Here is a 26,963-nt window from a genome sequence, read left to right as displayed (position 1 = left end):
CATGGCCATCGCTGGTTTTCTGATCGAGATTTTTGCCGCAACCATGTTGCTGCTTTTCGCCGTTCGCTTGGTTCGTACGGGGATTGAGCGGCGATTTGGCGCGCTATTTCAATCGCTTTTGACCCGACATTCAAACAGTTTTGTCGCCGGTGGCGCGGGTATGGTTCTGGCCACGATCCTGCAAAGTTCAGCCGCCGTGGCGGTTTTGCTGACAGGGTTTGCGGCGGCCGGAATGGTCAGTTTTGGCATCGCCCTGGCGGGGGTTTTGGGGGCCGATCTGGGATCGGCTCTGGTCATTCAGATACTGTCTTATGATTTGGGATGGTTGCAGCCGGTGTTGCTGGCGCTGGGCGGGTGGCTCTACCTCAAATCCGATCGGGCAAATGTTCGCCTGATGGGGCGGATTGTTCTGGGTGTGGCCTTCATTTTGGTATCACTGCAATTTTTGCGCGATGCAGTTGATCCGATCCGTGAAAGTGCCTTTTTGCCGGCTATCGCGGGCTATCTTGAAAGCGACTATTTCAGTGCCTTCATCGTTGGGGCTGTGCTTGCCTTTGTCATGCACAGCTCGGTTGCGACAATCCTGATGTGCGTGACGCTGGTACAGATCGGGGCAATCCCATTCGCGGCGGGTTTGTCGTTGGTATTGGGGGCAAATTTGGGCTCGGCCTTTATTCCGATCTGGTTGACGCGCGACCAGATCGTTTCGGCCCGCCGGATACCGATAGCTAACCTGTTGCTGCGCGGCAGTGCGGCGCTTGTGATGCTGTTTGCTGTCAACGTCACCGGGACCCATGCCGCATTGATGATCAGCGGACCGGGGCAATCGTTGATCTTTGCCCATATCGGTTTCAACCTCGTGGTGTTTCTGCTGGCAACCGGGTTCGTCACCCGGATGGAAGCGCCGATGGCTTTGCTCATGCCCGAGACCGACCCTGAATCTGGTGTGGCAGATCAGTTCTCGGGTGCTCTTAATCCGCTAGGCGACCCCAGTGCCACAGGCCCTGATGTTGCGATGTCCTCGGTGCGACACGAATTGTTGCAGATGGTCACGCAGGTCGAACGCATGTTCCGCCCGGTGCTGGATATCTATGAGCGTGACGACATTGATACCATTGCCGCCCTGTCGCAGCAGGATGAAATGGTAAACGCCCAGTTGACGGAAATCCGACGCTTTGTCGCGCGGTTGCCGCGCCAGAATATGAGCAAGTCTCAGATCAAAGCCGCCCGTGGTCTGGTCGAATACGCTATTCGGCTCGAGGCCGCTGGAGATGTCGTGTCGAACAGAATGACGCGTTCAGCAAAGATTAAACACATGGAAAGGGCCGAGTTTTCCGCCCAGGGGTGGAAAGAACTCAAGGATTTACACGCCACCATTCAGGAAAGTTTTTCGCTGGCGCGACACGTTTTGTTGGTGGACGACGTCGACTGTGCCCGCCGCCTTGTTCTGGACAAGGCCGAGATCAAAAGGATGTCCCGCGACAGCCGCAAGGCGCATCTAAAGCGGCTGGAGCGTGGTCAAACGGAAAGTTTCCAGTCCAGCGATCTGCATCTGGAGGCACTTCGCGCTATGCGCGATCTGCACGGCCATATCGCGGCCATCGCCTATCCGATCCTCTACAAAAGCGGACAGGTTCTGGAAACGCGGCTGGTTATGGAAATGGAGAAAGAAGCGGCCGAAGACTAACGGCCGTCGATGGGAACAGGGGCGCGGTGGGCCCGATTGTGATGAAGGATGAACATGATGGGCCATGATGCTGTGTTGGCGGACCTCAAAGCCAAGGTTGAAGCAGGTGAAGTAGACACCGTTCTTGTTTGCATGGTGGACATGCAGGGGCGGCTGATGGGCAAACGGTTTCACGCCGGTCACTTTGTGGCAGGCGCTTGGCAAGAGACCCATTGCTGCAATTATCTGTTGGCGACAGATCTGGAAATGGGCACGCCTGACGGATATGCCTCGACCAGCTGGGAGCGGGGCTATGGCGATTACGTCATGAAACCTGATCTCAGCACTTTGCGCCCGGTGCCGTGGCTTGAGGGCACGGTGATGGTGATGTGCGATGTTCTGGATCACCACACGCATGAAGAGGTCCCGCACGCGCCCCGGTCGATCCTGAAGAAACAGGTCAAACGCCTGAAAGCCATGGGTTACGACGCGATGTGCGCCACTGAGTTGGAGTTCTTTTTGTTTGAGAAGAGCTTTGACCAGATCCGCAAGGAAGGGTTTCGCGATCTGGCGCCGATCTCGGGCTATAATGAGGATTATCATATCCTGCAGACCACCAAGGAAGAGCATGTGATGCGTCCCATCCGCAATCATTTGTGGAACGCGGGCATCCCGGTCGAGAATACGAAGGGCGAGGCCGAGACCGGTCAGGAAGAGTTGAACATCAAATACGCCGCCGCCATGGAAACAGCCGAGTATCACTCGATCGCCAAGAATGCGGTGAAGGAAATCGCCTGGCAGCACGGGCATGCGGCCACGTTCCTGCCGAAATGGCATCATGACAAGGTTGGCAGTTCATCCCATGTGCATCAGTCGCTGTGGTCTGAGGGAAGGCCAATCTTTTTCGACGAAAAAGATCCGCTCGGCATGTCGGCAGTAATGAAAAGCTATATGGCCGGGTTGTTGAAATACGCTGCCGATTATACGTGTTTCATGGCCCCCTACATCAACAGCTACAAGCGTTTCCAAAAAGGAAGTTTTGCGCCGACGCGGATCATCTGGTCGGTCGACAACCGCACCGCCGGTTTCCGACTGTGTGGTGATGGAACCAAATCGGTTCGCGTGGAATGCCGTATTCCGGGCTCGGATATGAACCCGTATCTGGCGATTGCTGGTATGTTGGCGGCGGGTATCGCAGGCATCGAGGAGGGGTTGGAGCTTGAACCACCAACCAAAGGCGATGCGTATCAGAGCGAGTCCGGCATGATCCCCGGCAACCTGCCCGCTGCGCGGGATGCCCTGCTTGGCTCAACCATGTTGCGGGCCGCTATGGGGGACGAAGTTGTTGATCACTATGCGCGCGCCGCCGAGGTGGAAATCGAGGAATTCGAAAGCGTGGTTACCGATTGGGAAATTGCCCGCGGGTTCGAACGGGCCTGAGGGTGGACGAAGTTGGAGGCCCTGCCTGCCGCTATTGGTGCTTGAACCAATGGCGCATCAATGACGGCCCCCGAGGTTTGTGTTGGCCAGATAAAGCAGGAGATTCTGCTTTTTAGAGGATGGAATGGAGATGGGGCAGATGTTGAAATGCATCTCGCCGATCGATGGATCGGTTTATGCTGAGCGCGAAACCTTATCGCGCGAAGCAGCGTTTGAGGTGGCTGCGCGGGCCAGGGAAGCGCAAACAGCCTGGGCAGCACGCCCAATACAAGAGCGAATTGATCTTGTGATGGCGGGTGTCGCCGCTGTTGGTGCGATGAATGACGAAATCGTGCTCGAATTGGCCCATATGATGGGGCGCCCAGTGCGCTACGGCGGAGAGTTCGGCGGGTTCAACGAGCGCGCCGGCCATATGGCCGAGATCGCGCAGGGTGCACTGGCCGATATTGCGGTGGGTGAGGATGAGATCTTCAGGCGCTATATCAAACGCATTCCGCATGGGGTTGTCTTTGTCGTGGCGCCCTGGAACTACCCGTACATGACTGCGATCAATACGGTGGCCCCGGCGTTGATTGCGGGCAATACCGTGGTGCTGAAACACGCGACCCAGACCTTGTTGGTGGGTGAGCGGATGACGCAGGCTTTCCATTCGGCAGGTGTTCCTGAGGATGTGTTCCAGAATGTGTTCCTGAGTCATGATGTGACTAACGATTTGATCGCTGGAAATGCGTTTGATTTCGTGAACTTCACTGGCTCGGTCGGTGGTGGTCAGGCGATGGAACGTGCGGCGGCGGGCACATTCACCGGGGTCGGTACCGAGTTGGGCGGCAAGGATCCAGGCTATGTCATGGACGACGCCGATCTGGACGCAGCTGTTGATACGCTGATCGACGGTGCGATGTTCAACGCGGGCCAGTGCTGCTGCGGGATTGAGCGGATTTATGTGCACGAAAGCATGTATGATGCGTTCGTTGCCAAAGCGGTTGAGATTGTTCAGGGCTATAAGCTGGGCAATCCGCTGGATGCAGAGACGACGATTGGACCGATGGCCAATATACGCTTTGCCGATGAGGTCCGCGCGCAGATTGCCGAGGCAGTTGCGGATGGCGCAGTTACCCATATCGACACTTTCCCCGAGGATGATGGGGGGGCATATCTGACCCCGCAAATCCTGACCAATGTCACACACGACATGCGGGTGATGCGGGATGAGAGTTTCGGCCCCGTAGTTGGTATCATGAAAGTGTCGTCGGATGACGAAGCCATCGCGCTGATGAATGACAGCGAATTTGGCCTGACCGCCAGCCTCTGGACCCGCGACGTGGACCGGGCCGCGCAGGTCGGTGACCAGATTGAAACTGGCACCGTCTTCATGAACCGCGCCGATTATCTGGATCCGGGGCTGTGTTGGACCGGTTGCAAGAATACCGGGCGTGGCGGTGGTCTTTCTGTCATCGGCTATCACAACCTTACCCGCCCCAAATCCTACCATCTGAAGAAGGTGACATCATGAGCCTGTCTGGAAACTGGTCCTATCCGACCGCGATCAAATTCGGCGCTGGCCGCATCAAGGAACTGCCCGAAGCCTGCGCTGCGGCCGGAATGAAACGCCCTCTGCTGGTCACGGACAAGGGGCTGGCTGATCTGCCGATCACCTCGGCGACGCTGGATATTCTTGAGGCTGCGGGTCTGGGGCGTGGCCTGTTTAGCGAAGTGGATCCGAACCCCAATGAGAAGAACCTTGAGGCCGGCGTTGCGGCGTATCGGGCAGGCGACCATGACGGGGTAATCGCATTTGGCGGTGGCTCGGGGCTGGATCTGGGTAAGATGGTGGCCTTCATGGCCGGTCAGACGCGCCCGGTCTGGGATTTCGAAGATATTGGCGATTGGTGGACCCGCGCCGATGCCGATGCCATTGCTCCGATCATTGCGGTTCCGACCACCGCCGGGACGGGGTCAGAGGTGGGGCGCGCCAGCGTCATCACCAATTCAGAAACCCACGCGAAAAAGATTATCTTTCACCCTAAGGTACTGCCAACCGTGGTGATCTGTGACCCGGAACTGACCGTGGGGATGCCGAAATTCATCACCGCGGGTACCGGTCTGGACGCATTTGCCCATTGTGTCGAGGCGTTCTCCAGCCCGCATTACCACCCTATGTCACACGGCATCGCGCTCGAGGGGATGCGGCTGGTCAAGGACTACCTGCCGCGCGCCTATGCCGATGGCACCGATATCGAAGCGCGGGCGCAAATGATGAGCGCGGCAGCGATGGGGGCCACGGCCTTTCAAAAGGGCCTCGGCGCGATCCACGCGATGAGCCACCCGATTGGCGCGGTGTTCAACACCCATCACGGGACGACCAACGCAGTCTGCATGCCCGCGGTGCTAGAGTTCAACGCCCCCGCCATCGCCGACCGGTTCCAGCAGGCCGCGGCCTATCTGGGCATCGATGGAGGCTTTGACGGGTTCCGCGCCTTTGTGCAGGAGTTTAATGACTCGCTGGGTATCCCCCGCAAACTCTCGGATATGAAAGTGACCGATGCGGCAATCCCCGAACTGGTCAAGGGGGCGATCATCGACCCCTCTTGCGGCGGCAATCCGATTGAACTGACCGAGGACAACCTGACAGCGCTGTTCAAAGCGGCGCTGTAAGCCTCTTGCCGATCCGCTCCCTCATCTCTCATAGTGATGGCAGGTGAGGGGGCGTTTCCATGACCAAAGAGATTGTTCTGATCCACGGAGCCTTTGCCGGACCGTGGTGTATGGCCGATTACGCGGGGTTCTTCCGCGACCGGGGCTGGACCGTGCACACACCTGCGCTGCGGTACCATGGCGGCGACCCCAAGGCCGAACCCGATCCGGGGCTGACCGACGTCAGCGTCACCGATTATGCCAACGACATTGCAGAGTTCGTGCAGGGGCTGGACAGCAAACCGGTGCTGCTGGGTCACGCCATCGCAGGCGTTGTGGCGCAGCAGGTGGCGGCGCGTGGGTTGGCCAGCGCGATTGTTCTGATCAACCCGAACGCGCCATGGGGCACACTGCCCGAAACCGACGACGAACGCGCCGTTCCGCGTGCGTTGATGGAGGGCGGGGCGTTCTGGAAACAGCCCATGCGGGTCGATTTCGATCTGATGGCGCCCTTTGCACTCAACAAAATGCCCGAGGCGCAGCAGCATGAGGTGTTCGACCAGCTTGGCCCGGAAAGCGGCCGGGTGATGTTCGAGATGTTCTTTTGGATGTTCGACGACTACCACGCGATGAAGGTCGATATCGACAAGGTCGACTGCCCGGTTCTGATCGTATCCGGCACCGAGGATCGTGCCGTGAACCCAAACACCTGCCGTGCGTTGGCGAAGCTTTACGGAGACCGCGCGACGTTTTTACCCGTCGAGAACCACGCGCATTTTTTGTTCATGGAACCGGGGTGGGAGGAGCCTGCGGGGCAGATTGCGGAGTGGTTGGACGGGGTGCCGGGCTGAAGCCCAATCGTGCGGGAATCGGGAATTGTGGTAATGCAGGATGGGTGTTTCGCCCACCTAGATGTGGAAAATTTGATGGTTAAAAACTCATCCTACGCTTGCGTGTTTTATTGACAGGAAGCGTTGATTACGTTTTGGGAAACTTCTTTTGTTCTTGCTCGGCTCTGCCCATTCACCATTTCATTATGATAAACCAGTTGCATTGCGATTAGAGGCCGGGCATCGAAATTTTGAAAAATAGGCGGACCAAAGGTTTCACCTGAAAGCGAATCTTCTGAAAATAGTGAATCCAAGCCTATCGGATCGCCCGGCACGCCACTTGCGTTGAAAATTTCTTCTTTCACACAATTCGCAAGCCTCATTGGCGAAGTCGATGTTTTGATCCAAACTTCGGAATACTCAATTTCTGCATCTGGCCAGTCAAAGTTCGTGGCAAGGCAGGTTAGCTTTTTGGATTTTAAGAATTTTCCAAAAAACTCCGGCACTAGAGAGGTTTGATTTGACTCATCAGAGTCGCCAACCAAGATAACGTGGATAACGCCAGTTACAGTTTCTGGATGCTCATCAAGATAGAACTCTAGCCCGGACAAGTGGTTAACCAAGTTGATTGTGTATGCGGCGTTAGCGTTGAACAGTTTTCTCGTTTTCTCAGAACCACCGTCATCTATAGTGATTTGTATGGGGCTTGTTCTTTTCTTCAACCCTTTGTCGCAGCCATCGGCAAAATGGCAGTACTCAACATCGTGTGCCATGTGGGCGACCAAGTCTGGGAATGAACCCTCGCCCTTAATGCTCTCATAGACTTCAATGTAATCACACGCAGGTTTTGACAGCTCTGAGCTTGCAGCAGTTGCGAAGGCGAGAAATATTGTACCTGATGCGATATTGAGTTTGAATTTATTCAATTTTGTAACAACTAGATTGTGAATCTATGAAGGATAGAACTATTGAGTTTTCGCGTCATTTAGATTGAAGCTGCAAATCTTCGACGTTCACTTCTCAAAGCACAAACTCAAACATCCAGCTCCTCCACAAACCGCGCGTTTTCCTGAATGTATTGGAACCGCAGTTCGGGTTTTTTGCCCATCAGGCGTTCGACAAGGTCGCCGGTCTCGCCGGGTTCGTCCTCGTCTATGGTGACGCGGATCAGTTTACGCGAGGCCGGGTCCATCGTGGTTTCTTTCAGGTCCTTGGCATCCATCTCACCCAGACCCTTAAAGCGTGAGACGTCGATCTTGCCTTTGCCGCCCAGACCTTTTTCCATCCATACGTCGCGCTCGGCCTCGTCCAGACAATAGACGCGTTTGGCGCCTTGCGTCAGGCGATACAGCGGCGGGCAGGCGAGGTAGAGGTGGCCCGCGTCGATCATGGGCCGCATCTGGGTAAAGAAGAACGTCATTAGCAGCGCCGCGATATGCGCGCCGTCGACATCCGCGTCGGTCATGATGATGATCTTATCATAGCGCAGGTCGTCGACGTTGAAACGGGTGCCAAGCCCGACACCCAGCGCCTGGGTCAGATCGTTGATCTCGGCATTGGTGCCCAGCTTGGAACTGGCCGCGCCCAACACGTTCAGGATTTTGCCGCGCAGGGGCAGCAGCGCCTGTGTTTTGCGGTTACGGCCCATCTTGGCCGAGCCGCCCGCCGAGTCGCCCTCGACGATGAATAATTCGGTGCCGTCGCGGGTTGAACTGGAACAGTCCACCAGCTTGCCGGGGAGACGAAGTTTCTTAGTGGCGGACTTGCGCTGTGTTTCCTTTTCAGCCCGTCGGCGCAGGCGCTCCTCGGACCTTAGAATGAGGAAGTCGAGGATCGCTCCGGCGGATTTGTTATCCGCGGCCAGCCAGTTGTCGAAATGGTCACGGACCGAGTTTTCGACCAGCCGCTGTGCTTCGACCGTGGCGAGGCGGTCTTTGGTTTGGCCAACGAATTCAGGCTCGCTGATGAAGCAGGACACCAGGGCGCAGCCGCCGGTGACCAGGTCGTCGCGGGTGATCTGCGCGGCCTTTTTGTTGTTGATCAGCTCGCCGTAAGCTTTGATGCCCTTGAGGACAGCGGCCCAGAACCCGGCCACATGGGTGCCGCCTTCGGGGGTGGGGACGGTGTTACAGTAGGATTGGATGAACCCATCGCGCGAGGGCGTCCAGTTGATCGCCCATTCGACCTTGCCAGCGGCATTGAATTTTTCCCGAAAGTCCACGGTGCCGGCAAAGGGCTGATCGGCATAGGTGGACGAGCCGTTCATCGTCTCTTTGAGGTAATCCGACAACCCGCCGGGGAAGTGGAACGTCGCCTCGGTCGGGGTTTCGCCGTCGTCGATAGCGGTTTTCCAGCGGATTTCGACGCCCGAGAACAGATAGGCCTTGGAGCGGATGGATTTGAACAGCCGCGCGGGTTTGAATTTGTGGTGGCCAAAGATGTCGGGATCGGCATGGAAGGTCACAGTGGTGCCGCGCCGATTGGGGGCAGCACCAACCTTCTCAACCGGTCCCTGAGGTACTCCGCGCGAGAAGCGTTGTTCGAACAGCTGTTTGTCGCGGGCAACCTGAACAACCATGGAATCCGACAAAGCATTGACCACAGATGCGCCAACCCCATGCAGACCGCCCGAGGTCTGATACGCTTTACCCGAAAACTTGCCGCCCGCGTGCAATGTGCACAGGATGACCTCAAGCGCGGATTTGTCGGGGAATTTCGGGTGCGGATCGATCGGAATGCCGCGCCCATTGTCGCGCACGGTCAGGGCGTAATCTGCGTGCAGTTCGACCTCGATCCGGTTGGCATGGCCTGCCACCGCTTCGTCCATCGAGTTGTCGAGGATTTCAGCGACCATATGGTGCAGCGCACGCTCATCCGTGCCGCCGATATACATGCCGGGGCGTTTGCGAACAGGTTCAAGACCTTCGAGCACCTCAATGGATGAGGCGTCATAGGTATTGGTCGCTTCGGGCGTCAACAGATCGTCGGGCATATGGGCTGCTCTTGTTTTTGAGTTTCCCCCATTATGGCAGGTGATGTGGTCCGGGGGAAGAGGGACGCGAGGTGTTGTGGGTGGATTGGGCGCAGGAAACTGGAACGCTGCACCTGACTAATTGCGATTTTTCAATTTGCCCTGTGCCATGAGTTGGCTGATTTCGCTGTCAGGAATGGCGTTTTCTGAATAGGTGAAGGTTCCCATTGTTTTAACCTCTTCCGCAGCACTCTTCAGTGCGGCCAGCGCTGTCCGGGCGAATGACCCACCGACGCTGATGCGGCGGACACCTGCCTGTGACAGTTCGGCTACAGAATAGGTCTTCCCACTCAGACCCATCAGCACATTCACCGGCTTGTCGACTTCCTTGCACACGGTTTTGATGGCCTCCAGGTCCGGAAGACCAGGTGCATAAAGGACATCTGCGCCAGCTTCTGAAAAGGCCTGCAGGCGTCTGATCGTGTCGGACAGGTCTGCACGTCCCGAAATGAAGTTCTCGGCTCTGGCCGTCAGTAGAAAGGGTAAGCCCGCTGCGGTTTCAGCGGCTGCCCGAATTCGGTCAGTGGCGTGCGAGATTTCGTATATTGGTGCGTCGTGTTCTCCGGTCGCGTCTTCGATGGATCCTCCGACAAGGCCGATGCTGCATGCTTTTTGGATCGTTTCCGCGCAGCTTTCGGGCGTGCTGCCAAAGCCGTCTTCAAGATCGGCTGTAACCGGCAGGTCTACCGCATCAACAATTTCTGCGGCATTCTCGAGGATCTCAGCCCTGCCAAGGGCGGCAAAGGAATCGCGCTTGCCTTTTGAAAAAGCATATCCGGCGCTGGTTGTCGCGAGGGCGTCAAATCCAAGACTGGCGAGCAGCCGCGCAGAACCTGCATCCCACGGGTTGGGCATGATGAAAGCTTCAGTTCCCTCGTGAAGCTTTTTCAGGCGCTGATATTTAGCACGTTGTTCGGGCATGACAGTCCCTCAAGTCCTGTGGCGATCATCTTAGCGCGATGGAAACTTATGTAGAACATTTTTGTGGTGCGGTTACATGGTGTCTGGCACAAAACGCTCTTACATTCTCTGCAAAACAAGCTGAGATAGAAGGTGAGACCAAATGAGCTGGATCAAAACCATTCCTTTCGAACAAGCTACGGGCAAGCTGCGCAAGCTGTATGAGCGAGTGACCGGCCCCGACAACAATGTCGACAACATCATGATGGCGCATTCCCTGCGGCCGCATTCGATGGAAGGACATATGGCGCTGTACAAGAATGTGCTGCACCATTCGGCCAATCAGATTCCCAAGTGGTTTCTCGAAACTCTGGGTGTCTGGGTCAGTTCTCTGAACCACTGCGGGTACTGTGTCGAGCATCATTTCAACGGGTTGCAAAGGCTGTTAGGCGACGAAGTGCGCGGTAATGCAATCCGTGCCGCGATCGAAGTTGGGACACCCGAAAGCGCACCATTGGAGGCTGCTCAGGTTGCGGCCATGCTGTATGCGCGCAAGCTGACGCAGGCCCCTGCAGAATTGGTGGAAGGTGACATCGCCGCCCTACGCAAGGCGGGGTGGGATGATGGAGAAATCCTCGAGATCAATCAGGTCTGCGCCTATTTCGCCTATGCTAACCGCACCGTTCTGGGGCTGGGATGTTCCACCGATGGTGACATTCTGGGGCTGTCCCCCAATAACTCGGCTGATCCTGCCGATTGGGGGCATAAATAGGCCTCAGCCGTCTGTCCACTCGATGATTGCCTGTGCCAATGCTTCGGGCTTCTGGTGGTGTAACCAGTGATCTGTGCCCGGAATATCGACTCGTGTGAGGTCGGGCGCGAAATCTTCCAGACCGTCTGTCGTCTCGGGCAGCAGCGCTTTGTCATCGGAGCCCCATAGCAAAAGATGTGGGCAACGAACCATCAGCCGCTCGACCGGAAGCCGGGGCAGGTCTGTGCAGGGCTCGCCCGGTTTCGCCACAACCAGCGGAGAGGCCCGATACCAGTTCAGCATGGCATTCAGACGACCGGGACGGGCCCATTCAGTGCGATAGTCCTCCATCCGGTCATCGGACAGCCAGTCCAAGCCCATCCCGTGGCGAAAGAAACTTTCCAAGCGGGTAAAATTGTTCGCGGCAAAGAGTGTTGCGGCATCAGGGGCCCGTAGCGCGTTAATATATTGAGAGGCCGCGGATTGTGCGCCGCCCGATGCCATAGCCCGTTGGAAGGGCACCGGGTGAACGCCGTTTGCGATGATAAGGCGACCGACGAGATCTGGGCGGAACATGGCCAGGCCATAGGCGACCGCGGCGCCCCAGTCATGGCCCAGAACACTGATTGGCGTATCCAGACCTTCGACAAGTGCGATCATATCCGAGACCAGCTCGGACGTGGCATATTGGCCGACACCTTCTGGTGCCCAGCTTTGGCTGTAACCGCGTTGATCAGGGGCAATGCAATGGAAATGAGATGCCAGATGTGGCGCCAGATCGGCCCATGCCCCACCATATTCCGGAAAGCCGTGCAGCATCAGCAAGGGTGGCCGGTCGGATGACCCCCAACGGCGAATATGAAACCTCTGGCCATTCAGGATCTGAAATCGGGTTTCCATGTTTCTTGGCCTTTTCGCCGTATAAGTGAATTTGGTTTGACCCCAATCAAAGCGCGAAAGCTTCGGTTCTGCTAGCCGTTTTTTCGAACAGTGAAAAAAAGGAGAATATGTATGGATGCAGCTGCGCAACCCGAGCAAAATCTACCACGCGTGAATGACGAAACACCTGTTGCAGGTGCTGTTTCCGAGCCAAGCCCGGAAAAGATCCGCAAGGCATTCGAAAGCGGAAGATATCCCTATCATCGCAAGATGCCCCGGCGGGTCTATGAGGCCGAGAAGGCCAAACTGCAGGCTGAGTTGCTTAAGGTTCAGCTGTGGGCGCAGGAAACCGGTCAACGGTTCGTATTGCTGTTCGAAGGGCGCGATGCGGCTGGTAAAGGCGGTACAATCAAACGGTTTATGGAACACCTAAACCCCCGTCAGGCGCGCGTGGTCGCCCTTAACAAACCCACCTGGGAAGAAAAGGGCCAATGGTACTATCAGCGCTATGTGCACGAGCTTCCCACCGTTGGTGAAATGGTGTTCTACGACCGCTCTTGGTACAACCGCGCCGGGGTCGAGAGGGTGATGGGGTTCTGTTCTCCGAACGAGTACCTAGAGTTTATGCGCCAGACGCCAGAGCTTGAACGGATGTTGGTGAGGTCGGGAATTCAGCTTTACAAATACTGGTTTTCGGTCACGCAACCCGAACAACAGCGGCGGTTTCAAAGCCGTGAGACCGATCCGTTGAAACAATGGAAACTATCTCCGATCGACAAGGCAAGCCTTGGAAAATGGGATGACTATACCGAGGCTAAAGAGGCGATGTTCTTTTATACAGACACCGCTGATGCGCCCTGGACTATCGTGAAATCGAATGACAAAAAACGCGCTCGTCTGAACTGTATGCGCCACTTTCTGTCGACACTTGATTACCCGGACAAGGATCACGGCATTGTTGGCGAGCCCGATCCTTTGATCGTGGGTCAGGCGCATCATGTGATCCACCGATCCGAGCATATTCTGGGCAACGCGCTGCATCCTGACGCCCGCTGCTAGGCCTAAGGTTCGGGGCAGGGCACCTGTCCCGGTTCCATGTCTCACTCTGAAATTTCTCTGTTCCGGTCTTGTCCCGGCCTTTCGCCGGGCCTATGGCTGGTGGAATGAATAAGGTGATGACATATCAAGGCCATTTCCGTGCCATTGCCGTCCTGGGCCTGCCATTGGTTGGCGGGCATCTGGCGCAGTTCGCAATCGGTCTGACGGACACGATCATGCTTGGCTGGTACGGGGTCGAAGCTTTGGCGGCGGTCACGTTGGCCAGCAGCTTTTACTTTGTCCTGTTCCTGTTCGGGGGCGGGTTCGGTCTGGCCGTTATGCCAATGGTGGCAACAGCCGCTGCCGAAGACGATGAAACCAGCATTCGCCGTTCGACCCGTATGGGGCTCTGGTTGTCGTTGCTATATGCAGCAGTGGTAATGCCCTTGCTGTGGTGGTCATACCCGATCTTGATCGCCACAGATCAGGATCCACAGGTGGCAGAAACTGCATCGGAATACCTGCGGGTTGCAGGCTGGGGTCTGTTCCCCGCTCTGGTGGTAATGGTCTTGAAGTCCTACCTTGCGGCGTTGGAGCGAACCCAGGTTGTTTTGTGGATCACTGTCGCAGCTGCGGTGGTGAACGGTCTGACCAACTATGCTTTGATCTTTGGCAACTGGGGTGCGCCTGAACTGGGCGTGATGGGCGCCGCTATCGCTTCGGTCGTGACGCAGACCGTGTCGTTAATTGCGGTTATCATCTATGCTGTAAAAGTTCTGCCCGAGCATAGCCTGTTCCAAAGGTTTTGGCGGCCCGACTGGGAGATGCTGCTTAGCGTTCTGAAGCTAGGCATACCCATCGGGCTGACCCTGCTGGCCGAAGTGTCTCTGTTCGCGATGTCGGCCTTTATGATGGGCTGGATCGGTCAGGTGCCGCTGGCGGCGCATGGGATCGCTCTGAACCTCGCCTCGGCGACATTCATGGTGCATCTGGGCCTGTCCAACGCCGCCACGATCCGGGCGGGCAATGCGCTTGGCCGCAAGGACCGCGCGCATCTGGAAAAAGGAGCCGTCGCCGTGACAGGGATGTCCCTTGTGGTGTCTATCCTGACAATCATCCTATTCCTGACCTGCGCCGAGCCTCTGATTTCCGTATTTGTGGAACCGCAGGATCCGAAACGCCCCGAGATTCTGGCCATAGGTACCGGATTGCTGGCCATGGCTGCGTTGTTCCAGCTGGTGGACGGCGCACAGGTGATCGCGTTGGGCCTTTTGCGCGGATTGCAGGATGCCAAGGTGCCAATGGTCATGGCGGGGCTAAGCTATTGGGTCGTCGGAATTCCGGCGTCCTACTATTTTGGGTTCATCCGCGGCATGGAGGGCGTCGGTGTCTGGTTGGGCCTTGTGCTGGGTCTTGCCTGTGCCGCCGTACTGTTGATGGCGCGCTTCTGGTTACGATCAGTGCGTATGATCGCTGAACCGGCAGCGTGAAGGCAAATTAGCCTTTGTTCAGCCGGTCGGCTTTCTTCCGAACCAATACGCTGCGCAGATCATGCATCGCCAGTAGTAGCCGGTCCGTAACGTCCTCGAGCTGTTGGTCAGTCGCTTTGGACTGGGCCCACTGTGTGGTTAGGTTCAGATAGTCCACCGCGCGGTGAATATCGTCGATATCGCGCTGCGCCAGAAGATCTTTACGTTCTGCCATCCAGCGCTCGATTTCGGCCTGATCCGCCTCAGTCAGAGCGCGCTGACCCTGCGGCTTCACCTCTCCGTTGCGGATGTTGATGACCGCGATCTGGTTCATTTCAATCCGACGTTGGCGGTTTTCCGTGTCGATCCGGAAAACCGCGGCACCGTTTTCGCGTATGCGGAAATAGTACTCAGGCAATTCGGCAGTCATAAGGTCTCCGATCAGGTCAGCGAAGCACAAAACCTCTGAATGCGCGTGCAGGCTTCGGTCAGCGCTTCATCTGACGTAGCATAGCTGACGCGGAAGTTGGGGGACAACCCAAACGCAGCGCCGAAGACGACTGCAACGTCAGCCTCTTCCAAAAGCGCGGTTGCGAAGGCTTCGTCTGTGTCGATCAAAGTGCCAGCAGGCGTGGTCTTTCCGATCAACCCGGAAATGGAAGGGTAGACGTAAAACGCACCTTCCGGAGTTGGGCAGGTCACTCCTTCGATCTGGTTCAGCATGCTGATGACCAGATCACGGCGGCGTTTGAACGTTTCATTGTTCGGGGCCAGAAAGGACTGTGTACCGTTCAGCGCCTCTACCGCCGCCCATTGGCTGATCGAGCAGGGGTTCGAGGTCGATTGCGACTGAACCTTGCGCATTGCCGCAATCAATTCGGTAGGCCCTGCTGCATAGCCAATCCGCCAGCCAGTCATCGCATAAGCTTTGGATACACCATTGCAGGTCAGGGTGCGGTCATAAAGCCTGGGCTCGACTTCGGCCGGTGTGCAGAATTCAAACCCGTCATAGGCCAGATGCTCGTACATATCATCTGTCATTACCCAAACATGCGGGTGCCTGATCAGGACATCGGTCAAAGCTCTCAGTTCCGCCCGGCTATACCCTGCACCGGTTGGGTTGGACGGAGAGTTGAAGATGAACCATTTGGTCTTTGGGGTAATAGCTGCCTCAAGCTGTTCAGCGGTTAGTTTGAAACTGTTCTCCAAGGTCGTTTCAACTGTCACAGGCGTTCCCCCTGCCAGAAGAACCATATCGGGATAGCTGACCCAATAGGGCGCAGGTATGACCACCTCATCGCCCGTGTTCATGGTGGCCATCAGCGCGTTATACAACGTCTGCTTGCCACCGGTTCCGACCGAGATCTGAGCAGGCGAATAGTCCAGTCCATGATCACGTTTCATCTTGGCGCAAACCGCCTGCTTCAGCTCTGGTATGCCATCGGGCGCGGTGTATTTGGTCTTTCCAGCGGCGATGGCCGCCACCGCAGCATCCTTGATGTTCTGGGGCGTGTCGAAATCTGGCTCTCCGGCGCTTAGGCCAATTACGTCTCGTCCGGCTGCCTTTAATTCGGCCGCCTTGGCTGTCATCGCGATTGTTGGAGATGGTTTTACGCGTGACAGTGTCGCAGACAGGAAACTCATGGTCGGCCTCAGTTTGTATGTTTAGCCTGACTGTCATAGGGTGCGCCCGAACGACGATCAAGCGATATAAAACAAGAGATTTGGAGACCCCGATGAACGACGAAAATGACTGGTACGGACCCGACGCGGCGACATTCGGAGACCGGCTGGCAGGGGCGCGTGAAGCAGCGGGGATGACGCAGGCACATCTGGCCCGCAGGCTGGGTGTCAAGAAGTCTACGATTGCCGCCTGGGAAAATGATCTGTCTGAGCCCCGGGCCAACCGACTGTCGATGATGGCAGGCATGATCAACGTTTCGATCATGTGGCTTCTCACCGGCGAGGGCGACGGGATGGACGCCCCTGTCGAGGCTGGAGAAAACGCACCTGACCTGGCCGGAATCGTATCCGAGCTTCGTTCAATCCGAGGCGAGATGCGCGCCAGCGCCGAGCGGGCTGCAAGGCTGGAGAAACGTGTGCGCATGATGCTGGAGGCGGAATAGTGACCGAACCGCGCAATGTCAGGATCAAACGGATGAAAATGCGTTCCATGCGACGCGGCATCAAAGAGATGGATCTGATTCTGGCTGCCTATGCAGACCGCAATCTGGACTCCATGGATGCAACAGGGCTGGATGTTTACGACGCCCTGTTGCACGAGAATGATCAGGACCTGTATCAATGGGTCACCGGTCAGGTCCTGCCACCTTCCCAATTCTCGGACCTTGTTTCCGAAATCGCACAAACCTTTCAAAAATAGAGATTATCCGGCTTAACTGATTTTTCGGCTTTTCGCTTCATTCTGCCTGAAACTGCGCGAATGAATCGGAGGATCGTATGAGTTTGGAAATGCAGGTCTCCGCGCCGGGGGTCAAAGGCTTCATGACCAGCTATCTTGAGGCACTTGCTCTGGTTGAGCGGCTTCATCGTTTGTTGTTGGACGTTATCAAAGATGAGTTTGAACGGGTCGGTGTTCTTGAGATCAACGCGGTTCAAGGGTTGCTTTTGTTCAATATCGGGGATCATGAGGTTACCGCTGGTGAATTGAAAAGCCGCGGCTACTATCAAGGCAGCAATGTCAGCTACAACCTCAAAAAATTGGTCGAGATGGGGTATATGCACCACCAGCGTTGCGAAATAGACCGCCGTTCGGTGCGTGTCCGGTTGACGCCACAGGGCCGGGAAATCCGCGATATCGTCTCCGAGCTGTTTTCGAGACATGCCGAAGGCCTACAATCGCGCGGCGTGCTTGGACAGGAAGGGATCGAAGACATTACCGGAGCATTGCGGCGGGTAGAACGGTATTGGACGGATCAGATCCGCTATATCTACTGATGTTTGGTCGGCCTCAGTCCCGCATCCGATAGGGTCAGGCCTTCAAGTTCGCGGATCAGTTTACGGGTCATTGCTTCTTCGTAATCGTCAAAGCCCAGGGCAACCTCAACAAAGGCGCCGGGGCCAAGGATGACCCATGCTTTGAAATAGGCCAGCAGCTCTCCGACCTGAACATAGCGGGTGCTACCGATGTCAGGGTCGTCGGCACCGATGACCAGTCCATTGATCGTGATACCGTCGTCAGAGAGCGTCTGTTTCGCATTTCTTGGATGCAGGCCGATATTGTGCTTTCCGTCCCCCGACAGATCCAATGTCCGCTTCCAGCAATCGGGTTTCTGGCCCAAAAGCTCGGCACCGAACAGCATGGCGGACCCGACGGCGGTTCCTTGCGGAGCGCCGCTGCGTTTCACATGGTCGAGCAGGGTGGCTATGCGCCCCAGATCGAGGTCCGATTGTACTGCGGTCCAGCCCAGTAACAGGCGTTGGTGGCCGGGTTCGCTCCACTCATAAATCGCGATGTGTACCGGGTTTGCTGTGTCTGAAAGAAAGAGTTGCTTAATCTCGGGCCTGCGCAAAGCACCTGCCAAGCCGCCAAGCTGCAACCGGTATTCCGAGCTGTCGACTGATCCCGACACATCCAGGCCCAAAGCCAAAGCATGGCGGCATTCTGATGCCGCAGAGGTGGCCAATATGCTGACTATCGTTGCAAGCGCACGTATCATCGCTGGCCGGGGCCCGACAATGCGCCGATCTGCATACCTTTTAGTTCGCGTTCAAGTTTGCGCCGCATGGCGCGTTCGAAATCCTGGAACCCGTCGGCGATTTCCAGAAACGCGCCGGGGCCGTACAGGACATTGTTTTCAAAGAAGGGAATCAGGTACAGCTCGCCTTCGAAGTCGGCGGCATTAATGACCAGGCCATTCACAATCGTATTCTCAAAGGGAAAATGCCGATAGGCGGAATCCGGGCCATATCCATCGTTGTTCGAACCGTCACCTGACAGATCAATGGTTTGAAAAAGACATGTCGGGGCCTGCTGCATCAGCGTCGCCCCAAAGGCTAGCGCATACCCCATCGCCGTGGCCGAGTCGCTGTCTGATCGGACCGATTGCTGTATCGTGGTCGCTGCCACCAGCAAATCGGTCTGCGTGTTGATCATCGTCCAGCCCAGTATGATGTGCTGAACGTCCCGGCCGCTCCATTCATAAACAGCCAGCGCGACCGGCATCGACGAGGAAAAGAAGGCCTCGGTCACCTCGGGGGCAACCAACGCTGCGGCAAGGCCCTGCCTTTGCAGCGCGTCCTCTTCTGCGCTTACCGATGTTGAAATGTCCATTGCCAGCGCAAGCGCAAGGCGACAGGGCTCGGCCCGCAGGGGGCTGGCTAAAAAGGCTAGGCCCAGTGTGATCAACCAGCGGATCACCAGTGCCCGGTGCTTTCCATGCTGGCCCAGGGTTCGGCCGGTTCCAGCGCATCACCGTTTTGTAGCAACTCTACCGAGATATTGTCGGGTGACCTGACAAACGCCATTCGGCCGTCGCGTGGTGGCCGGTTGATCACGACTCCATTGTCCTGCAGGTGCTGACAGGTTTCATAAATATTGTCGACTCCATAGGCGAGATGGCCGAAATGGCGGCTGTCGTTGGGCAGATCGTCATCCCCATCCCAGTTATAGGTCAACTCGATTGGTCGATCCTCTTGCCCAGCGGGAGCCATGAAGATCAGGGAAAACCGCCCCTGTTCGCTGTCATAGCGGCGCGTTTCCTTAAGGCCCAGCAACTTGTAAAACGCCATGGATTTGTCCAGGTCCTTCACGCGAACCATGGTGTGGAGGTAAGTGAGCCCCATTGCGGGTTCCTTTCTGTTCCGGTGATGCCCTGCACCTTAGCGCGCGTACATCACGTGTCGAGAGGCCGCGCGGACACAATTCTGAAAATGCAAATGTGGGCGCACATATCGCGGTTCCTGTCTTTTGATTGGCGATATATAGTGGCAGGCGACTCATTGCTGGAAAGGAAATTTCATGCCGCTGTCCTCTGACCAACTGGCCGAGATCGAAGCGCAACGGGCGCAATCGCATCCAACACGCCGTGTTGTAGCTGCGGGGATGGAGGAACACCTGTACACGGCGCATCAGGTTCTGGACCACGGTTTTGTGCGCGTGATCGACTATATGGGTGATGACGCAGCGATTTGTCAGGCCGCACGCGTGTCCTATGGCAAGGGCACCAAATCAGTGCAAAATGACGAAGGGTTGATCCGCTATCTGATGCGGCACTGGCACTCGACCCCGTTTGAGATGTGCGAGATAAAGTTGCACGTCAAGTTACCGGTTTTTGTCGCGCGACAGTGGATTCGGCACCGGACAGCGAATGTGAATGAATATTCGGCGCGCTATTCGATTTTGGACCGTGAATTCTATATCCCGGCACCCGAGCACGTGTCCGCGCAGTCCGAGATCAACAATCAGGGTCGCGGCGATACGTTGCAGGGCGATGAAGCCGCGCGCGTCCTTGAGATATTGAAAGCTGATAGCGCGCGTTGTTATGACAATTACGAGGCGATGATGGGTCAGGACGGGCAGCAAGGGCTTGCGCGTGAACTGGCGCGGATGAACCTTCCGGCGAATATCTACACGCAATGGTACTGGAAGGTTGACCTGCACAACCTGTTCCACTTCCTGCGTCTGCGCGCGGATCCTCATGCCCAATACGAAATTCGTGTTTACGCCGATGCCATGTGCAAGATCGTCGCTGATTGGGTGCCGGCCGCCTATAAGGCGTTTGAAGATTACCGCCTGGGTGCGGTCAATCTTTCCGCGCAGATGGTCGACAGCCTGCGTCGGATGTTGGCCGGAGAGACGGTCACGCAGGAAAACTCGGGCATGACCGGGCGGGAATGGCGTGAGTTCGAGGCGATCATCAAGGAAAGCTGAGTGCGCTTGCCGTCTGTCTATACGGGGCGTCATGAAATGGTTGCGATCGTTTCATGACACTTTCAGTTTTGATCAAAACCGGTTGTCTGACCCTGTTCCTGCCTTGCGTGGCACAGGCCGAGGCCCCCCATCGTCGATGGTGATTTGCGAACCCACGGCTACATGCACCAAAAACTTGCGCTCCAGTTCACCTCTGAGCGGGCAAGAGCCAGGATGTGCAATCCTGAACAACTGATGGAAGTGTGGACTAGATAATCCGGCAACTGGACGATGGAGGTCACCTGTGCGACCAGTACGTCCTGTATCGTGCCATGTGGCAAAATTGAACCACGCGCCCCGAAAGCAGCAGGGCGCGAGAATAGGCACTTCACTTTCGATGGCCAACGGCCTGAAATTGGCCGTTGTCCTGATTTTCGTACCCGCAGTAACGGGATTTTACAGTGGCTTCAAATCTGAAGCCATTTGTCGGCCGTCACGTCCGTCTTCAAGTTCGTAAGCGACCTTCTGATTGTCAGCGAGTCCGGTAAGACCAGATCTTTCAACGGCCGAGATGTGAACAAATACGTCCTTGCCGCCTTCATCAGGGGCAATAAACCCATAGCCTTTGGTGGTATTGAACCATTTCACGGTGCCAGTTGGCATTTCCCGTGTCTCCTTCTACTTGCACGTTGTCCCACAAAATTGGTGGGGGTAGCGATTGACGTAACCGCAACACATCACCGTCTCGTCCACACGACACGGCCCGAATTACGTGTTTCGTCTTTTTCAACATTGCACGGTGAAGTAAAAAATCAAGAAATACCGGAATACACTGGCGAATTTGCCCATTATCAAGATCGAAACAGGAGCAGCTCGAAAATGCGCGTATATGGATTGAAGACTTGCGATACTTGTCGTAAGGCTTTGAAATCGCTTGAGGGTTCGGATTTTATCGATGTTCGCGCGCAAGGTGTGCCGGATGCGGTACTGGCGCAGGCCCTAAAACGTTTCGGCGAGGCTTTGCTCAATACCAGGTCGACAACGTGGCGCGGGTTGGATGCAGAGCAGCGCAAAAAAGAGCCGCTGGAACTCTTGCAGGAACACCCAACCTTAATGAAGCGACCGCTTGTTGAGAAAGACGGTGCACTTTATCTGGGCTGGACGGCTGAAACGCAGGCAGCCCTTGGCGTTGGCTGAGTGGGTACTTATGTGGTTGGTCGCAAGCTAGAGGGTTCTAAATGCGTAACGCAGCGATGATTTTAGGGGTAGTTGCCGGTCTGATCGGCATGTTGGTCGGGTTTGTTGGCTATGGATATGTCGAGTTGATCGACAGGTTTGGCGAAATCGACGGGATCGCCGAGCAGGTGGACAATGCGCAGTTGATCCGAACCGCGGCGATCCTTGCGCCTTTATTGGCTATTGCGGGCGGGGCGATGGCACATGCCCGCGCTCTGATTGGTGGCGTGTTGCTGCTGATTTCTGCGGCTGGGATGTATTATGCGTTCGGGTTCAATGTGTTCACCATGTTCCCGGTTGCCTTTGCCGCCGTGGCGGGTCTCCTTGGGCTGGCCGCGGGTAAACCGGACGAGCCCAAGGCACATTTCTGAGTTACTTCAGGCGCAGGATGCGATCGATCGAGATCGGGCCTGCGCCGTTTATCGCGATGACCAGAAACAGGAAAGTCCACATCACGCGCTGATCCATCAAGGTAAGTGCGTTGTCGAACAGGCCTCCCAATTTGACGCCATGACCGGTCACGTCGACAATGGTCTGGACCCAAACAAACCCAATCATCCCAAGGGCTGCCACCCGGGTCAGCAGGCCGACCAGCAACAAGGCTGGCAGGACAAATTCGGCGACTGTTCCCAGAAAGATTACGACGCGTTGGAAAAAAGTCATCTGGGTTACGTCATAAAGTACGGCCTCTGCCGCTTTGGGGAAAATCTGCCCAAACGCCCCCGCTGACGGAGAGAAAATCGACCCGTCGATTTTCAGGGTGGCTGAGTTCCAGTAGTAGACAAGCAACACGGCAACAAAGACAAGACGCGCCAGGGTTGGTGTCAGCCAGTTGGCCGAGCTGTCGATCCGTCCCAGGACGTTGTTATGAAGAGAGATCAGGGCAGTCATGTTGCCAGCCTTTCAATAGTCACAGAAGTGATAGCGCCGCCCTGTAACAGCAGCGCCAGAGTGGCCCCAAGATCAAAATCCGGGGTGGTTTCGGTAGTGTTTTCAAATGCCTGTCCGATTGTGTTTCCGGCCTGCATCGCGGCGATCCAACCCGCCCCGCCTTGCGGCAGGGCCTGAGGAACAGGATCATATTCGCGGCGCGTGATCAGGGTATCTTCAGCACCAGCTTGGGGTTTCGGTGCGCCGTCTTCGGTATTGAACCGCCATATCGAAAAGATGGGCCAGTCCGAGCGCAAGATCTGCATCGAAGGTGCGAATTCCAATCGGGCCCGGAACAGATCTTCGGGTGGCACGGCTAACGCGTCGTCCGACGCTGGCACGCTGTCCGCCGCGTGGTAAGATCGGCGAAGGGCCAGCTCCAGTCGCGCCACATCGGGCAGGTACCCGATATGCGACAGCTGATCCATCCCGGCCAGGAAATCCGGAAACGCTTCGCCATAGAACATCATCAACGGCGAGGTTGGTGGGTGGCTGCGCAGAAAAAGCCCGGCCAACCCGTCCATGTTTTGCGAACCCAGCAACTTGGCGATCACCGGGAAGGCCTGATGCATGGCTTCGGTCAGCGAAACGGCAACATTGTTGCGATAGACACTGAAACGCCGTCCCGCCGGCTGATCCGACGCGTCCACAAGGCCCTCAGGCACCGACATGGCTGGATCCAGCAAAGCCAGGTGAAACTCTTCTTGCGACACGCTCATGCTGGAATGCGGTCCAGTGCCGCTTGGGCGCGATCGGCTTCGGCACGCAAGACAGGCCAATCAGGGACGTCGGTATCCCATTCCACAAGAACAGGTTTTGGTCCCGATTGTTCAAGCACATAGTTCAGAAGCGCCCAAACCGGATCAACCACTTCTCGCCCGTGGCTATCGATCAACAAGGGAAGCCCGTGGTCGTCTTCATCCTCATCATGCCCGCCAAGGTGGATCTCACCAACCTTGTCCAGCGGATAGGCGTCGATATAGCTCTGCGGTGAGAAGTCGAGATTTGTCGCCGATACGAAAACGTTGTTCACATCCAGCAAGAGCCCGCATCCGGTGCGGCCCGAAATTTCGCGCAGGAAGTCGGGTTCGGACCACGTGCTTTCATCAAATGCTAGATAGCTTGACGGGTTTTCAAGCAGCATCTGTCGCCCAACGACATTCTGAACTTGGTCGATATGATCGCAAATCCGTGCAAGGGTTGCGTCGGTATAGGGCAGGGGCAACAGATCATTCAGGAAGTGGCTGTCATGTGTCGACCAGGCCAGATGTTCGGAAAAGCTGGCGGGGTTGAGCCAGCCGACGAGGTGTTTCAAGCGGGCCAAGTGGTCTGTATCCAGCGGGCCTTCTCCGCCGATGGACAGGCCAACGCCGTGGACGGAAATCGGGAAGTGTTCCGACAAGTGCCGCAGCTGTGCCAGCGGTCGGCCACCATCGCCCATGTAGTTCTCGGCGTGGATTTCCAGCCATGCGACCGGTTGCGGGTGATCCAGAATCTGCTGGAAATGCTGAGGCTTATAGCCGACGCCTGGTGCCGCAGGCAGCCTGTTCGATCGGATTGTGCTGTCCAGCATCTGGTAACCTCGCGGTCTTGAAAAAAGAGGCGGGCGATTCTTGCCCGCCCCTCAGATTTGGCAAAAACTCAGGCTTATGCCGGCAGGTCACGCTCCAGCGGCTCGAGCGATCCCTTGCGGGCAGCGCCGTCAGCTGACTGAGGCAGGTCGATATCGGCGCAGGTGCCGGCATCTACCAGCGTCCAGGCATTGCCCTGATAATCAACAGTCGAGGTGCCCGCGCACGTGGTACCAGGACCGGCGGCACAATCGTTCTGACCGGCCAGAGAAACGCCATAGCACTTTTCTTTGGCTTGTGCGGATGCGGTTGTGGCCATGCCTGAAACGGCTGCGGCTACGGCGCTTGCGATGACAAGGGATTTAGCGGTGTTCGACATCTCGGTTATCCTTTTGATGACTGCGTATGTCTGTGTTCGACAATGACAAAGGTAATGGGTTGCAGGTCACAGTTGAATTCACGAGCCTGTGTCTCACGAGCCCGTCAATGACTGTCATGACATCTTGCAAACTAATAGTTTGTTTTAGAAGAGATAAAACGCAAATGTTTCAATCCGGCCCCTCAGAGAGGGCCGGATTTTGTGCAATTTGCCGCTGATTGTTACAGCAGGTCGGGCGGCGTAGCGGCCCGCGACAGTTCATTTGTTACAGCCTCAAGCGGCTGCACTTGTGTCTGTTTCTCACCAAGACGACGGACACTGACCGTGCGGTCCTCAACTTCACGGTGACCGACGGCCAGAATGACCGGAACTTTGCCGACCGAGTGTTCACGAACCTTATAGTTGATCTTTTCGTTGCGGATGTCCGCCTCGGCTCGGATACCTGCGGCCTTGAGTGTCTCAACCACTTCCTGCACGTAACCGTCAGCCTCGGAGGTGATCGAAGCGACCACGACCTGACGCGGGGCCAGCCAGAAGGGCAATTTGCCCGCGTGTTCTTCGATCAGGATGCCGATGAACCGTTCGAACGAACCCAGCGTTGCACGATGCAGCATGAAGGGGCGGTGCTTCGATCCGTCCGCGCCAATGAAATTGGCGTCCAGCCGCTCAGGCAGGTTGGGGTCCACCTGAAGGGTGCCGCATTGCCAGGTACGGCCGATCGCGTCGGTAAGGGTGAATTCAAGCTTGGGTCCGTAGAAGGCGCCTTCGCCTTCGAGAAGCTCATAGTCGTATCCTGCGGCCTTGCAGGCGTCACCTAGGGCTTTTTCGACCAGATCCCAGCTTTCATCCGACCCGATGCGTTTTTCCGGGCGCGTCGAGAGCTTGATGGTCCAATCATGGAAACCGAGATCGGCATAGACCTTCGACAGAAACGCGATGAATTTTGCAGTTTCAGATTCGATCTGATCTTCGGCGCAGAAAATATGCCCATCGTCCTGGGTAAAACCGCGCACCCGCATGATACCATGCAGCGCGCCAGAGGGTTCGTACCGCGCGCAAGACCCAAACTCGGCCATGCGCAGAGGCAGATCGCGATAGGATTTCAGACCCTGATTGAACACCTGCACGTGGCAGGGACAATTCATCGGCTTAAGGGCGTTCACGGCCTTTTCACGGGCATGTTCCTCGTCGACTTCGACGATGAACATGTTTTCCTGATACTTGTCCCAGTGGCCCGAGGCTTCCCACAATTTGCGGTCAACAACCTGCGGTGTGTTGACTTCGACATAGCCGTCACGTTCCTGCATGCGGCGCATATAGTCCTGCAGGGTGGTATAGATCTTCCAGCCATTCGGATGCCAGAAGATCTGGCCCGGAGCCTCTTCCTGCATGTGGAACAGGTTCATTTCGCGGCCCAGCTTGCGGTGGTCACGCTTGGCAGCCTCTTCCAGCATGTGCAGGTGCGCTTTTAGCTTTTCCTTGCCGGTAAAAGCCACGCCATAGATGCGTTGCAGCATCGCACGGTCGCTGTCACCGCGCCAATAGGCGCCAGCAATGCTCATTAGCTTGAACGCATCGCCCGGAACCTGGCCGGTATGCTGCAGATGCGGACCGCGGCACAGGTCTTGCCAGTCGCCATGCCAGTACATGCGCAAAGGTTCATCCCCGGGGATGGCGTCGATCAGCTCGACCTTATAAGGCTCGTTGTTTTTGGTGTAGAAATCAATCGCGCGCTGACGGTCCCAGACCTCGGTGGTCACGGTGTCGCGCTTGTTGATGATTTCCTTCATCTTTTTCTCAATCGCGCCGAGATCTTCGGGCGTAAATGGCTCGGCCCGGTCGAAATCGTAGTACCAGCCGTTTTCGATGACGGGGCCGATGGTGACTTTAGTGTCGGGCCAGATTTCCTGCACGGCGCGGGCCATGATATGGGCGAGGTCGTGGCGGATCAGCTCGTTTGCCTGATCTTCATCTTTCATGGTGTGCAGGGCGATTTCGGCATCAGATTCAATGGGCCATTGCAGATCCCAATGCTGGCCATTCACCGTGGCTGAGATGGCCTTTTTGGCCAGTGAGGTCGAGATGTCGGCGGCCACCTGCGCAGGGGTTACACCCACTTCATAGGATCGTGCATTGCCGTCAGGAAAAGTGAGAGAGATTGACTGTGCGTCCAAGGCCATGGCTGGCTCTCCTCGTCGGTTTGGCGCCCACTGAACGCCCGGTTGCGGGTTATGTTGTGTTCGCTTCATTTGTCAGGTGGGGGTGGACCTGTCAAGGGCCGGCGCGAGGGGCCAGCCCTTCACGCTCCCCGAGGTATTTTTGGCCAGATGAAGGGGG

General features: G+C 56.6%; 29 protein-coding genes. 14 read left to right on the top strand and 15 right to left on the bottom strand.

Annotation, left to right across the window (positions count from 1 at the left end; translation table 11 throughout):
* Position 1: 1 nt before the first annotated feature.
* The 5 genes from AC2FH6_RS04755 to AC2FH6_RS04735 all read left to right on the top strand — a co-directional run bounded on the left by AC2FH6_RS04755 (position 2) and on the right by AC2FH6_RS04735 (position 6,591).
* On the top strand, positions 2-1,687 hold the full coding sequence (locus tag AC2FH6_RS04755; protein ID WP_142632940.1) for a Na/Pi cotransporter family protein: 1,686 nt from the start codon (positions 2-4) through the stop codon (positions 1,685-1,687).
* A 57-nt stretch (positions 1,688-1,744) separates the two neighbouring features.
* Positions 1,745-3,106 (top strand): glutamine synthetase family protein, encoded by a 1,362-nt coding sequence (locus AC2FH6_RS04750; RefSeq protein ID WP_496701414.1) that lies wholly within the window; start codon positions 1,745-1,747, stop codon positions 3,104-3,106.
* A gap of 130 nt (positions 3,107-3,236) precedes the next feature.
* Positions 3,237-4,619: an aldehyde dehydrogenase family protein gene (locus tag AC2FH6_RS04745; RefSeq protein WP_496701521.1), complete on the top strand. Its 1,383-nt coding sequence runs from the start codon at positions 3,237-3,239 to the stop codon at positions 4,617-4,619.
* Positions 4,616-5,761 (top strand): iron-containing alcohol dehydrogenase, encoded by a 1,146-nt coding sequence (locus AC2FH6_RS04740; RefSeq protein WP_271947920.1) that lies wholly within the window; start codon positions 4,616-4,618, stop codon positions 5,759-5,761. Before AC2FH6_RS04745 ends, AC2FH6_RS04740 begins: the two co-directional genes overlap by 4 nt.
* A gap of 59 nt (positions 5,762-5,820) precedes the next feature.
* Complete coding sequence (locus AC2FH6_RS04735; protein ID WP_496701411.1) at positions 5,821-6,591, top strand: alpha/beta hydrolase; 771 nt, start codon at positions 5,821-5,823, stop codon at positions 6,589-6,591.
* Between the two features lie 107 nt (positions 6,592-6,698).
* On the opposite strand, the gene AC2FH6_RS04730 is transcribed toward AC2FH6_RS04735, so the two are convergent.
* The 3 genes from AC2FH6_RS04730 to AC2FH6_RS04720 all read right to left on the bottom strand — a co-directional run bounded on the left by AC2FH6_RS04730 (position 6,699) and on the right by AC2FH6_RS04720 (position 10,522).
* The gene (locus tag AC2FH6_RS04730; RefSeq protein ID WP_496701409.1) at positions 6,699-7,496 is read right to left on the bottom strand and encodes a DUF2927 domain-containing protein; all 798 of its coding nucleotides are present in this window, start codon (positions 7,494-7,496) and stop codon (positions 6,699-6,701) included.
* Between the two features lie 107 nt (positions 7,497-7,603).
* Positions 7,604-9,562 (bottom strand): DNA topoisomerase IV subunit B, encoded by a 1,959-nt coding sequence (gene parE / locus AC2FH6_RS04725; protein WP_496701407.1) that lies wholly within the window; start codon positions 9,560-9,562, stop codon positions 7,604-7,606.
* A 117-nt stretch (positions 9,563-9,679) separates the two neighbouring features.
* Positions 9,680-10,522: an isocitrate lyase/PEP mutase family protein gene (locus AC2FH6_RS04720; RefSeq protein WP_496701405.1), complete on the bottom strand. Its 843-nt coding sequence runs from the start codon at positions 10,520-10,522 to the stop codon at positions 9,680-9,682.
* A 142-nt stretch (positions 10,523-10,664) separates the two neighbouring features.
* Here AC2FH6_RS04720 and AC2FH6_RS04715 point away from each other — a divergent pair, with 142 nt between their 5' ends.
* On the top strand, positions 10,665-11,273 hold the full coding sequence (locus AC2FH6_RS04715) for a carboxymuconolactone decarboxylase family protein (RefSeq protein WP_496701403.1): 609 nt from the start codon (positions 10,665-10,667) through the stop codon (positions 11,271-11,273).
* Between the two features lie 3 nt (positions 11,274-11,276).
* Here the strand turns inward: AC2FH6_RS04715 and AC2FH6_RS04710 are convergent, their stop codons facing one another.
* Complete coding sequence (locus AC2FH6_RS04710) at positions 11,277-12,152, bottom strand: alpha/beta fold hydrolase (RefSeq protein WP_496701401.1); 876 nt, start codon at positions 12,150-12,152, stop codon at positions 11,277-11,279.
* A 111-nt stretch (positions 12,153-12,263) separates the two neighbouring features.
* On the opposite strand from AC2FH6_RS04710, the gene ppk2 reads away from it, so the two are divergent.
* Together ppk2 and AC2FH6_RS04700 are read left to right on the top strand one after the other, a co-directional pair.
* The gene (gene ppk2, locus AC2FH6_RS04705; RefSeq protein ID WP_142632960.1) at positions 12,264-13,190 is read left to right on the top strand and encodes a polyphosphate kinase 2; all 927 of its coding nucleotides are present in this window, start codon (positions 12,264-12,266) and stop codon (positions 13,188-13,190) included.
* Positions 13,191-13,306: 116 nt separating this feature from the next.
* Positions 13,307-14,659, top strand: coding sequence for an MATE family efflux transporter (locus tag AC2FH6_RS04700; protein WP_282021853.1), 1,353 nt, complete (start codon positions 13,307-13,309; stop codon positions 14,657-14,659).
* A 7-nt stretch (positions 14,660-14,666) separates the two neighbouring features.
* On the opposite strand, the gene AC2FH6_RS04695 is transcribed toward AC2FH6_RS04700, so the two are convergent.
* Positions 14,667-15,068: a hypothetical protein gene (locus AC2FH6_RS04695; protein WP_271947903.1), complete on the bottom strand. Its 402-nt coding sequence runs from the start codon at positions 15,066-15,068 to the stop codon at positions 14,667-14,669.
* Between the two features lie 11 nt (positions 15,069-15,079).
* Positions 15,080-16,282: a pyridoxal phosphate-dependent aminotransferase gene (locus AC2FH6_RS04690; RefSeq protein WP_496700588.1), complete on the bottom strand. Its 1,203-nt coding sequence runs from the start codon at positions 16,280-16,282 to the stop codon at positions 15,080-15,082.
* Between the two features lie 92 nt (positions 16,283-16,374).
* On the opposite strand from AC2FH6_RS04690, the gene AC2FH6_RS04685 reads away from it, so the two are divergent.
* The 3 genes from AC2FH6_RS04685 (at position 16,375) to AC2FH6_RS04675 (ending at position 17,596) form a co-directional block, all read left to right on the top strand.
* Positions 16,375-16,764, top strand: a complete 390-nt coding sequence (locus AC2FH6_RS04685) for a helix-turn-helix domain-containing protein (RefSeq protein ID WP_142632968.1) — start codon at positions 16,375-16,377, stop codon at positions 16,762-16,764.
* A 32-nt stretch (positions 16,765-16,796) separates the two neighbouring features.
* On the top strand, positions 16,797-17,021 hold the full coding sequence (locus AC2FH6_RS04680) for a succinate dehydrogenase assembly factor 2 (protein WP_496700638.1): 225 nt from the start codon (positions 16,797-16,799) through the stop codon (positions 17,019-17,021).
* Positions 17,022-17,098: 77 nt separating this feature from the next.
* On the top strand, positions 17,099-17,596 hold the full coding sequence (locus tag AC2FH6_RS04675) for a MarR family winged helix-turn-helix transcriptional regulator (RefSeq protein WP_496700587.1): 498 nt from the start codon (positions 17,099-17,101) through the stop codon (positions 17,594-17,596).
* Here AC2FH6_RS04675 and AC2FH6_RS04670 read toward each other — a convergent pair.
* From AC2FH6_RS04670 to AC2FH6_RS04660, 3 genes are read right to left on the bottom strand one after another with little or no spacing between them, the layout of a single operon-like run.
* Positions 17,590-18,318, bottom strand: coding sequence for a DUF1194 domain-containing protein (locus AC2FH6_RS04670; protein ID WP_496700586.1), 729 nt, complete (start codon positions 18,316-18,318; stop codon positions 17,590-17,592). The genes AC2FH6_RS04675 and AC2FH6_RS04670 overlap by 7 nt on opposite strands.
* Positions 18,315-19,019, bottom strand: a complete 705-nt coding sequence (locus AC2FH6_RS04665; RefSeq protein WP_281994409.1) for a DUF1194 domain-containing protein — start codon at positions 19,017-19,019, stop codon at positions 18,315-18,317. The genes AC2FH6_RS04670 and AC2FH6_RS04665 overlap by 4 nt, the downstream gene beginning before the upstream one ends.
* Positions 19,016-19,444, bottom strand: coding sequence for a VOC family protein (locus tag AC2FH6_RS04660; RefSeq protein WP_142632976.1), 429 nt, complete (start codon positions 19,442-19,444; stop codon positions 19,016-19,018). Before AC2FH6_RS04660 ends, AC2FH6_RS04665 begins: the two co-directional genes overlap by 4 nt.
* Positions 19,445-19,619: 175 nt before the next feature.
* On the opposite strand from AC2FH6_RS04660, the gene thyX reads away from it, so the two are divergent.
* Positions 19,620-20,531 carry an FAD-dependent thymidylate synthase gene (gene thyX, locus AC2FH6_RS04655; protein WP_496701397.1) on the top strand — a complete coding sequence of 304 codons (912 nt, stop codon included), beginning with the start codon at positions 19,620-19,622 and terminating at the stop codon, positions 20,529-20,531.
* A 435-nt stretch (positions 20,532-20,966) separates the two neighbouring features.
* Here the strand turns inward: thyX and AC2FH6_RS04650 are convergent, their stop codons facing one another.
* Positions 20,967-21,173, bottom strand: a complete 207-nt coding sequence (locus AC2FH6_RS04650; protein WP_142632979.1) for a cold-shock protein — start codon at positions 21,171-21,173, stop codon at positions 20,967-20,969.
* A gap of 216 nt (positions 21,174-21,389) precedes the next feature.
* On the opposite strand from AC2FH6_RS04650, the gene AC2FH6_RS04645 reads away from it, so the two are divergent.
* Positions 21,390-21,707: an ArsC/Spx/MgsR family protein gene (locus AC2FH6_RS04645; protein ID WP_142635075.1), complete on the top strand. Its 318-nt coding sequence runs from the start codon at positions 21,390-21,392 to the stop codon at positions 21,705-21,707.
* Between the two features lie 41 nt (positions 21,708-21,748).
* Positions 21,749-22,117, top strand: coding sequence for a hypothetical protein (locus tag AC2FH6_RS04640; protein WP_142632981.1), 369 nt, complete (start codon positions 21,749-21,751; stop codon positions 22,115-22,117).
* Between the two features lies 1 nt (position 22,118).
* On the opposite strand, the gene AC2FH6_RS04635 is transcribed toward AC2FH6_RS04640, so the two are convergent.
* From AC2FH6_RS04635 to thrS, 5 genes are all read right to left on the bottom strand, one after another.
* On the bottom strand, positions 22,119-22,637 hold the full coding sequence (locus tag AC2FH6_RS04635; protein ID WP_496695928.1) for a hypothetical protein: 519 nt from the start codon (positions 22,635-22,637) through the stop codon (positions 22,119-22,121).
* Positions 22,634-23,395: an HvfC/BufC family peptide modification chaperone gene (locus AC2FH6_RS04630; RefSeq protein WP_496701395.1), complete on the bottom strand. Its 762-nt coding sequence runs from the start codon at positions 23,393-23,395 to the stop codon at positions 22,634-22,636. The genes AC2FH6_RS04635 and AC2FH6_RS04630 overlap by 4 nt, the downstream gene beginning before the upstream one ends.
* The gene (gene bufB / locus AC2FH6_RS04625) at positions 23,392-24,249 is read right to left on the bottom strand and encodes an MNIO family bufferin maturase (RefSeq protein ID WP_496695924.1); all 858 of its coding nucleotides are present in this window, start codon (positions 24,247-24,249) and stop codon (positions 23,392-23,394) included. Before bufB ends, AC2FH6_RS04630 begins: the two co-directional genes overlap by 4 nt.
* 74 nt (positions 24,250-24,323) lie before the next feature.
* On the bottom strand, positions 24,324-24,626 hold the full coding sequence (locus AC2FH6_RS04620; protein ID WP_142632987.1) for a BufA1 family periplasmic bufferin-type metallophore: 303 nt from the start codon (positions 24,624-24,626) through the stop codon (positions 24,324-24,326).
* A gap of 221 nt (positions 24,627-24,847) precedes the next feature.
* Positions 24,848-26,806 (bottom strand): threonine--tRNA ligase, encoded by a 1,959-nt coding sequence (gene thrS, locus AC2FH6_RS04615; protein ID WP_496701393.1) that lies wholly within the window; start codon positions 26,804-26,806, stop codon positions 24,848-24,850.
* Positions 26,807-26,963: the final 157 nt, after the last annotated feature.

It is taken from the genome of Ruegeria sp. CDSC045 (genome assembly GCF_059610725.1).
This window is presented reverse-complemented; position numbering and strand designations above follow the sequence as displayed.

What these genes read in the sequence shown, in the direction of transcription:
- bufB (WP_496695924.1), bottom strand. Translation starts at nt 24,249, where the DNA reads ATGCTGGACAGCACAATCCGATCGAACAGGCTGCCTGCGGCACCAGGC.
- AC2FH6_RS04685 (WP_142632968.1), top strand. Translation starts at nt 16,375, where the DNA reads ATGAACGACGAAAATGACTGGTACGGACCCGACGCGGCGACATTCGGA.
- AC2FH6_RS04640 (WP_142632981.1), top strand. Translation starts at nt 21,749, where the DNA reads ATGCGTAACGCAGCGATGATTTTAGGGGTAGTTGCCGGTCTGATCGGC.
- AC2FH6_RS04675 (WP_496700587.1), top strand. Translation starts at nt 17,099, where the DNA reads ATGAGTTTGGAAATGCAGGTCTCCGCGCCGGGGGTCAAAGGCTTCATG.
- AC2FH6_RS04700 (WP_282021853.1), top strand. Translation starts at nt 13,307, where the DNA reads ATGACATATCAAGGCCATTTCCGTGCCATTGCCGTCCTGGGCCTGCCA.
- AC2FH6_RS04755 (WP_142632940.1), top strand. Translation starts at nt 2, where the DNA reads ATGGCCATCGCTGGTTTTCTGATCGAGATTTTTGCCGCAACCATGTTG.
- AC2FH6_RS04690 (WP_496700588.1), bottom strand. Translation starts at nt 16,282, where the DNA reads ATGAGTTTCCTGTCTGCGACACTGTCACGCGTAAAACCATCTCCAACA.
- AC2FH6_RS04750 (WP_496701414.1), top strand. Translation starts at nt 1,745, where the DNA reads ATGGGCCATGATGCTGTGTTGGCGGACCTCAAAGCCAAGGTTGAAGCA.
- AC2FH6_RS04630 (WP_496701395.1), bottom strand. Translation starts at nt 23,395, where the DNA reads ATGAGCGTGTCGCAAGAAGAGTTTCACCTGGCTTTGCTGGATCCAGCC.
- AC2FH6_RS04670 (WP_496700586.1), bottom strand. Translation starts at nt 18,318, where the DNA reads ATGATACGTGCGCTTGCAACGATAGTCAGCATATTGGCCACCTCTGCG.
- AC2FH6_RS04715 (WP_496701403.1), top strand. Translation starts at nt 10,665, where the DNA reads ATGAGCTGGATCAAAACCATTCCTTTCGAACAAGCTACGGGCAAGCTG.
- thyX (WP_496701397.1), top strand. Translation starts at nt 19,620, where the DNA reads ATGCCGCTGTCCTCTGACCAACTGGCCGAGATCGAAGCGCAACGGGCG.
- thrS (WP_496701393.1), bottom strand. Translation starts at nt 26,806, where the DNA reads ATGGCCTTGGACGCACAGTCAATCTCTCTCACTTTTCCTGACGGCAAT.
- AC2FH6_RS04635 (WP_496695928.1), bottom strand. Translation starts at nt 22,637, where the DNA reads ATGACTGCCCTGATCTCTCTTCATAACAACGTCCTGGGACGGATCGAC.
- AC2FH6_RS04695 (WP_271947903.1), bottom strand. Translation starts at nt 15,068, where the DNA reads ATGACTGCCGAATTGCCTGAGTACTATTTCCGCATACGCGAAAACGGT.
- AC2FH6_RS04745 (WP_496701521.1), top strand. Translation starts at nt 3,237, where the DNA reads ATGGGGCAGATGTTGAAATGCATCTCGCCGATCGATGGATCGGTTTAT.
- parE (WP_496701407.1), bottom strand. Translation starts at nt 9,562, where the DNA reads ATGCCCGACGATCTGTTGACGCCCGAAGCGACCAATACCTATGACGCC.
- AC2FH6_RS04710 (WP_496701401.1), bottom strand. Translation starts at nt 12,152, where the DNA reads ATGGAAACCCGATTTCAGATCCTGAATGGCCAGAGGTTTCATATTCGC.
- AC2FH6_RS04680 (WP_496700638.1), top strand. Translation starts at nt 16,797, where the DNA reads ATGAAAATGCGTTCCATGCGACGCGGCATCAAAGAGATGGATCTGATT.
- AC2FH6_RS04645 (WP_142635075.1), top strand. Translation starts at nt 21,390, where the DNA reads ATGCGCGTATATGGATTGAAGACTTGCGATACTTGTCGTAAGGCTTTG.
- AC2FH6_RS04740 (WP_271947920.1), top strand. Translation starts at nt 4,616, where the DNA reads ATGAGCCTGTCTGGAAACTGGTCCTATCCGACCGCGATCAAATTCGGC.
- AC2FH6_RS04620 (WP_142632987.1), bottom strand. Translation starts at nt 24,626, where the DNA reads ATGTCGAACACCGCTAAATCCCTTGTCATCGCAAGCGCCGTAGCCGCA.
- AC2FH6_RS04735 (WP_496701411.1), top strand. Translation starts at nt 5,821, where the DNA reads ATGACCAAAGAGATTGTTCTGATCCACGGAGCCTTTGCCGGACCGTGG.
- AC2FH6_RS04720 (WP_496701405.1), bottom strand. Translation starts at nt 10,522, where the DNA reads ATGCCCGAACAACGTGCTAAATATCAGCGCCTGAAAAAGCTTCACGAG.
- ppk2 (WP_142632960.1), top strand. Translation starts at nt 12,264, where the DNA reads ATGGATGCAGCTGCGCAACCCGAGCAAAATCTACCACGCGTGAATGAC.
- AC2FH6_RS04650 (WP_142632979.1), bottom strand. Translation starts at nt 21,173, where the DNA reads ATGCCAACTGGCACCGTGAAATGGTTCAATACCACCAAAGGCTATGGG.
- AC2FH6_RS04660 (WP_142632976.1), bottom strand. Translation starts at nt 19,444, where the DNA reads ATGGGGCTCACTTACCTCCACACCATGGTTCGCGTGAAGGACCTGGAC.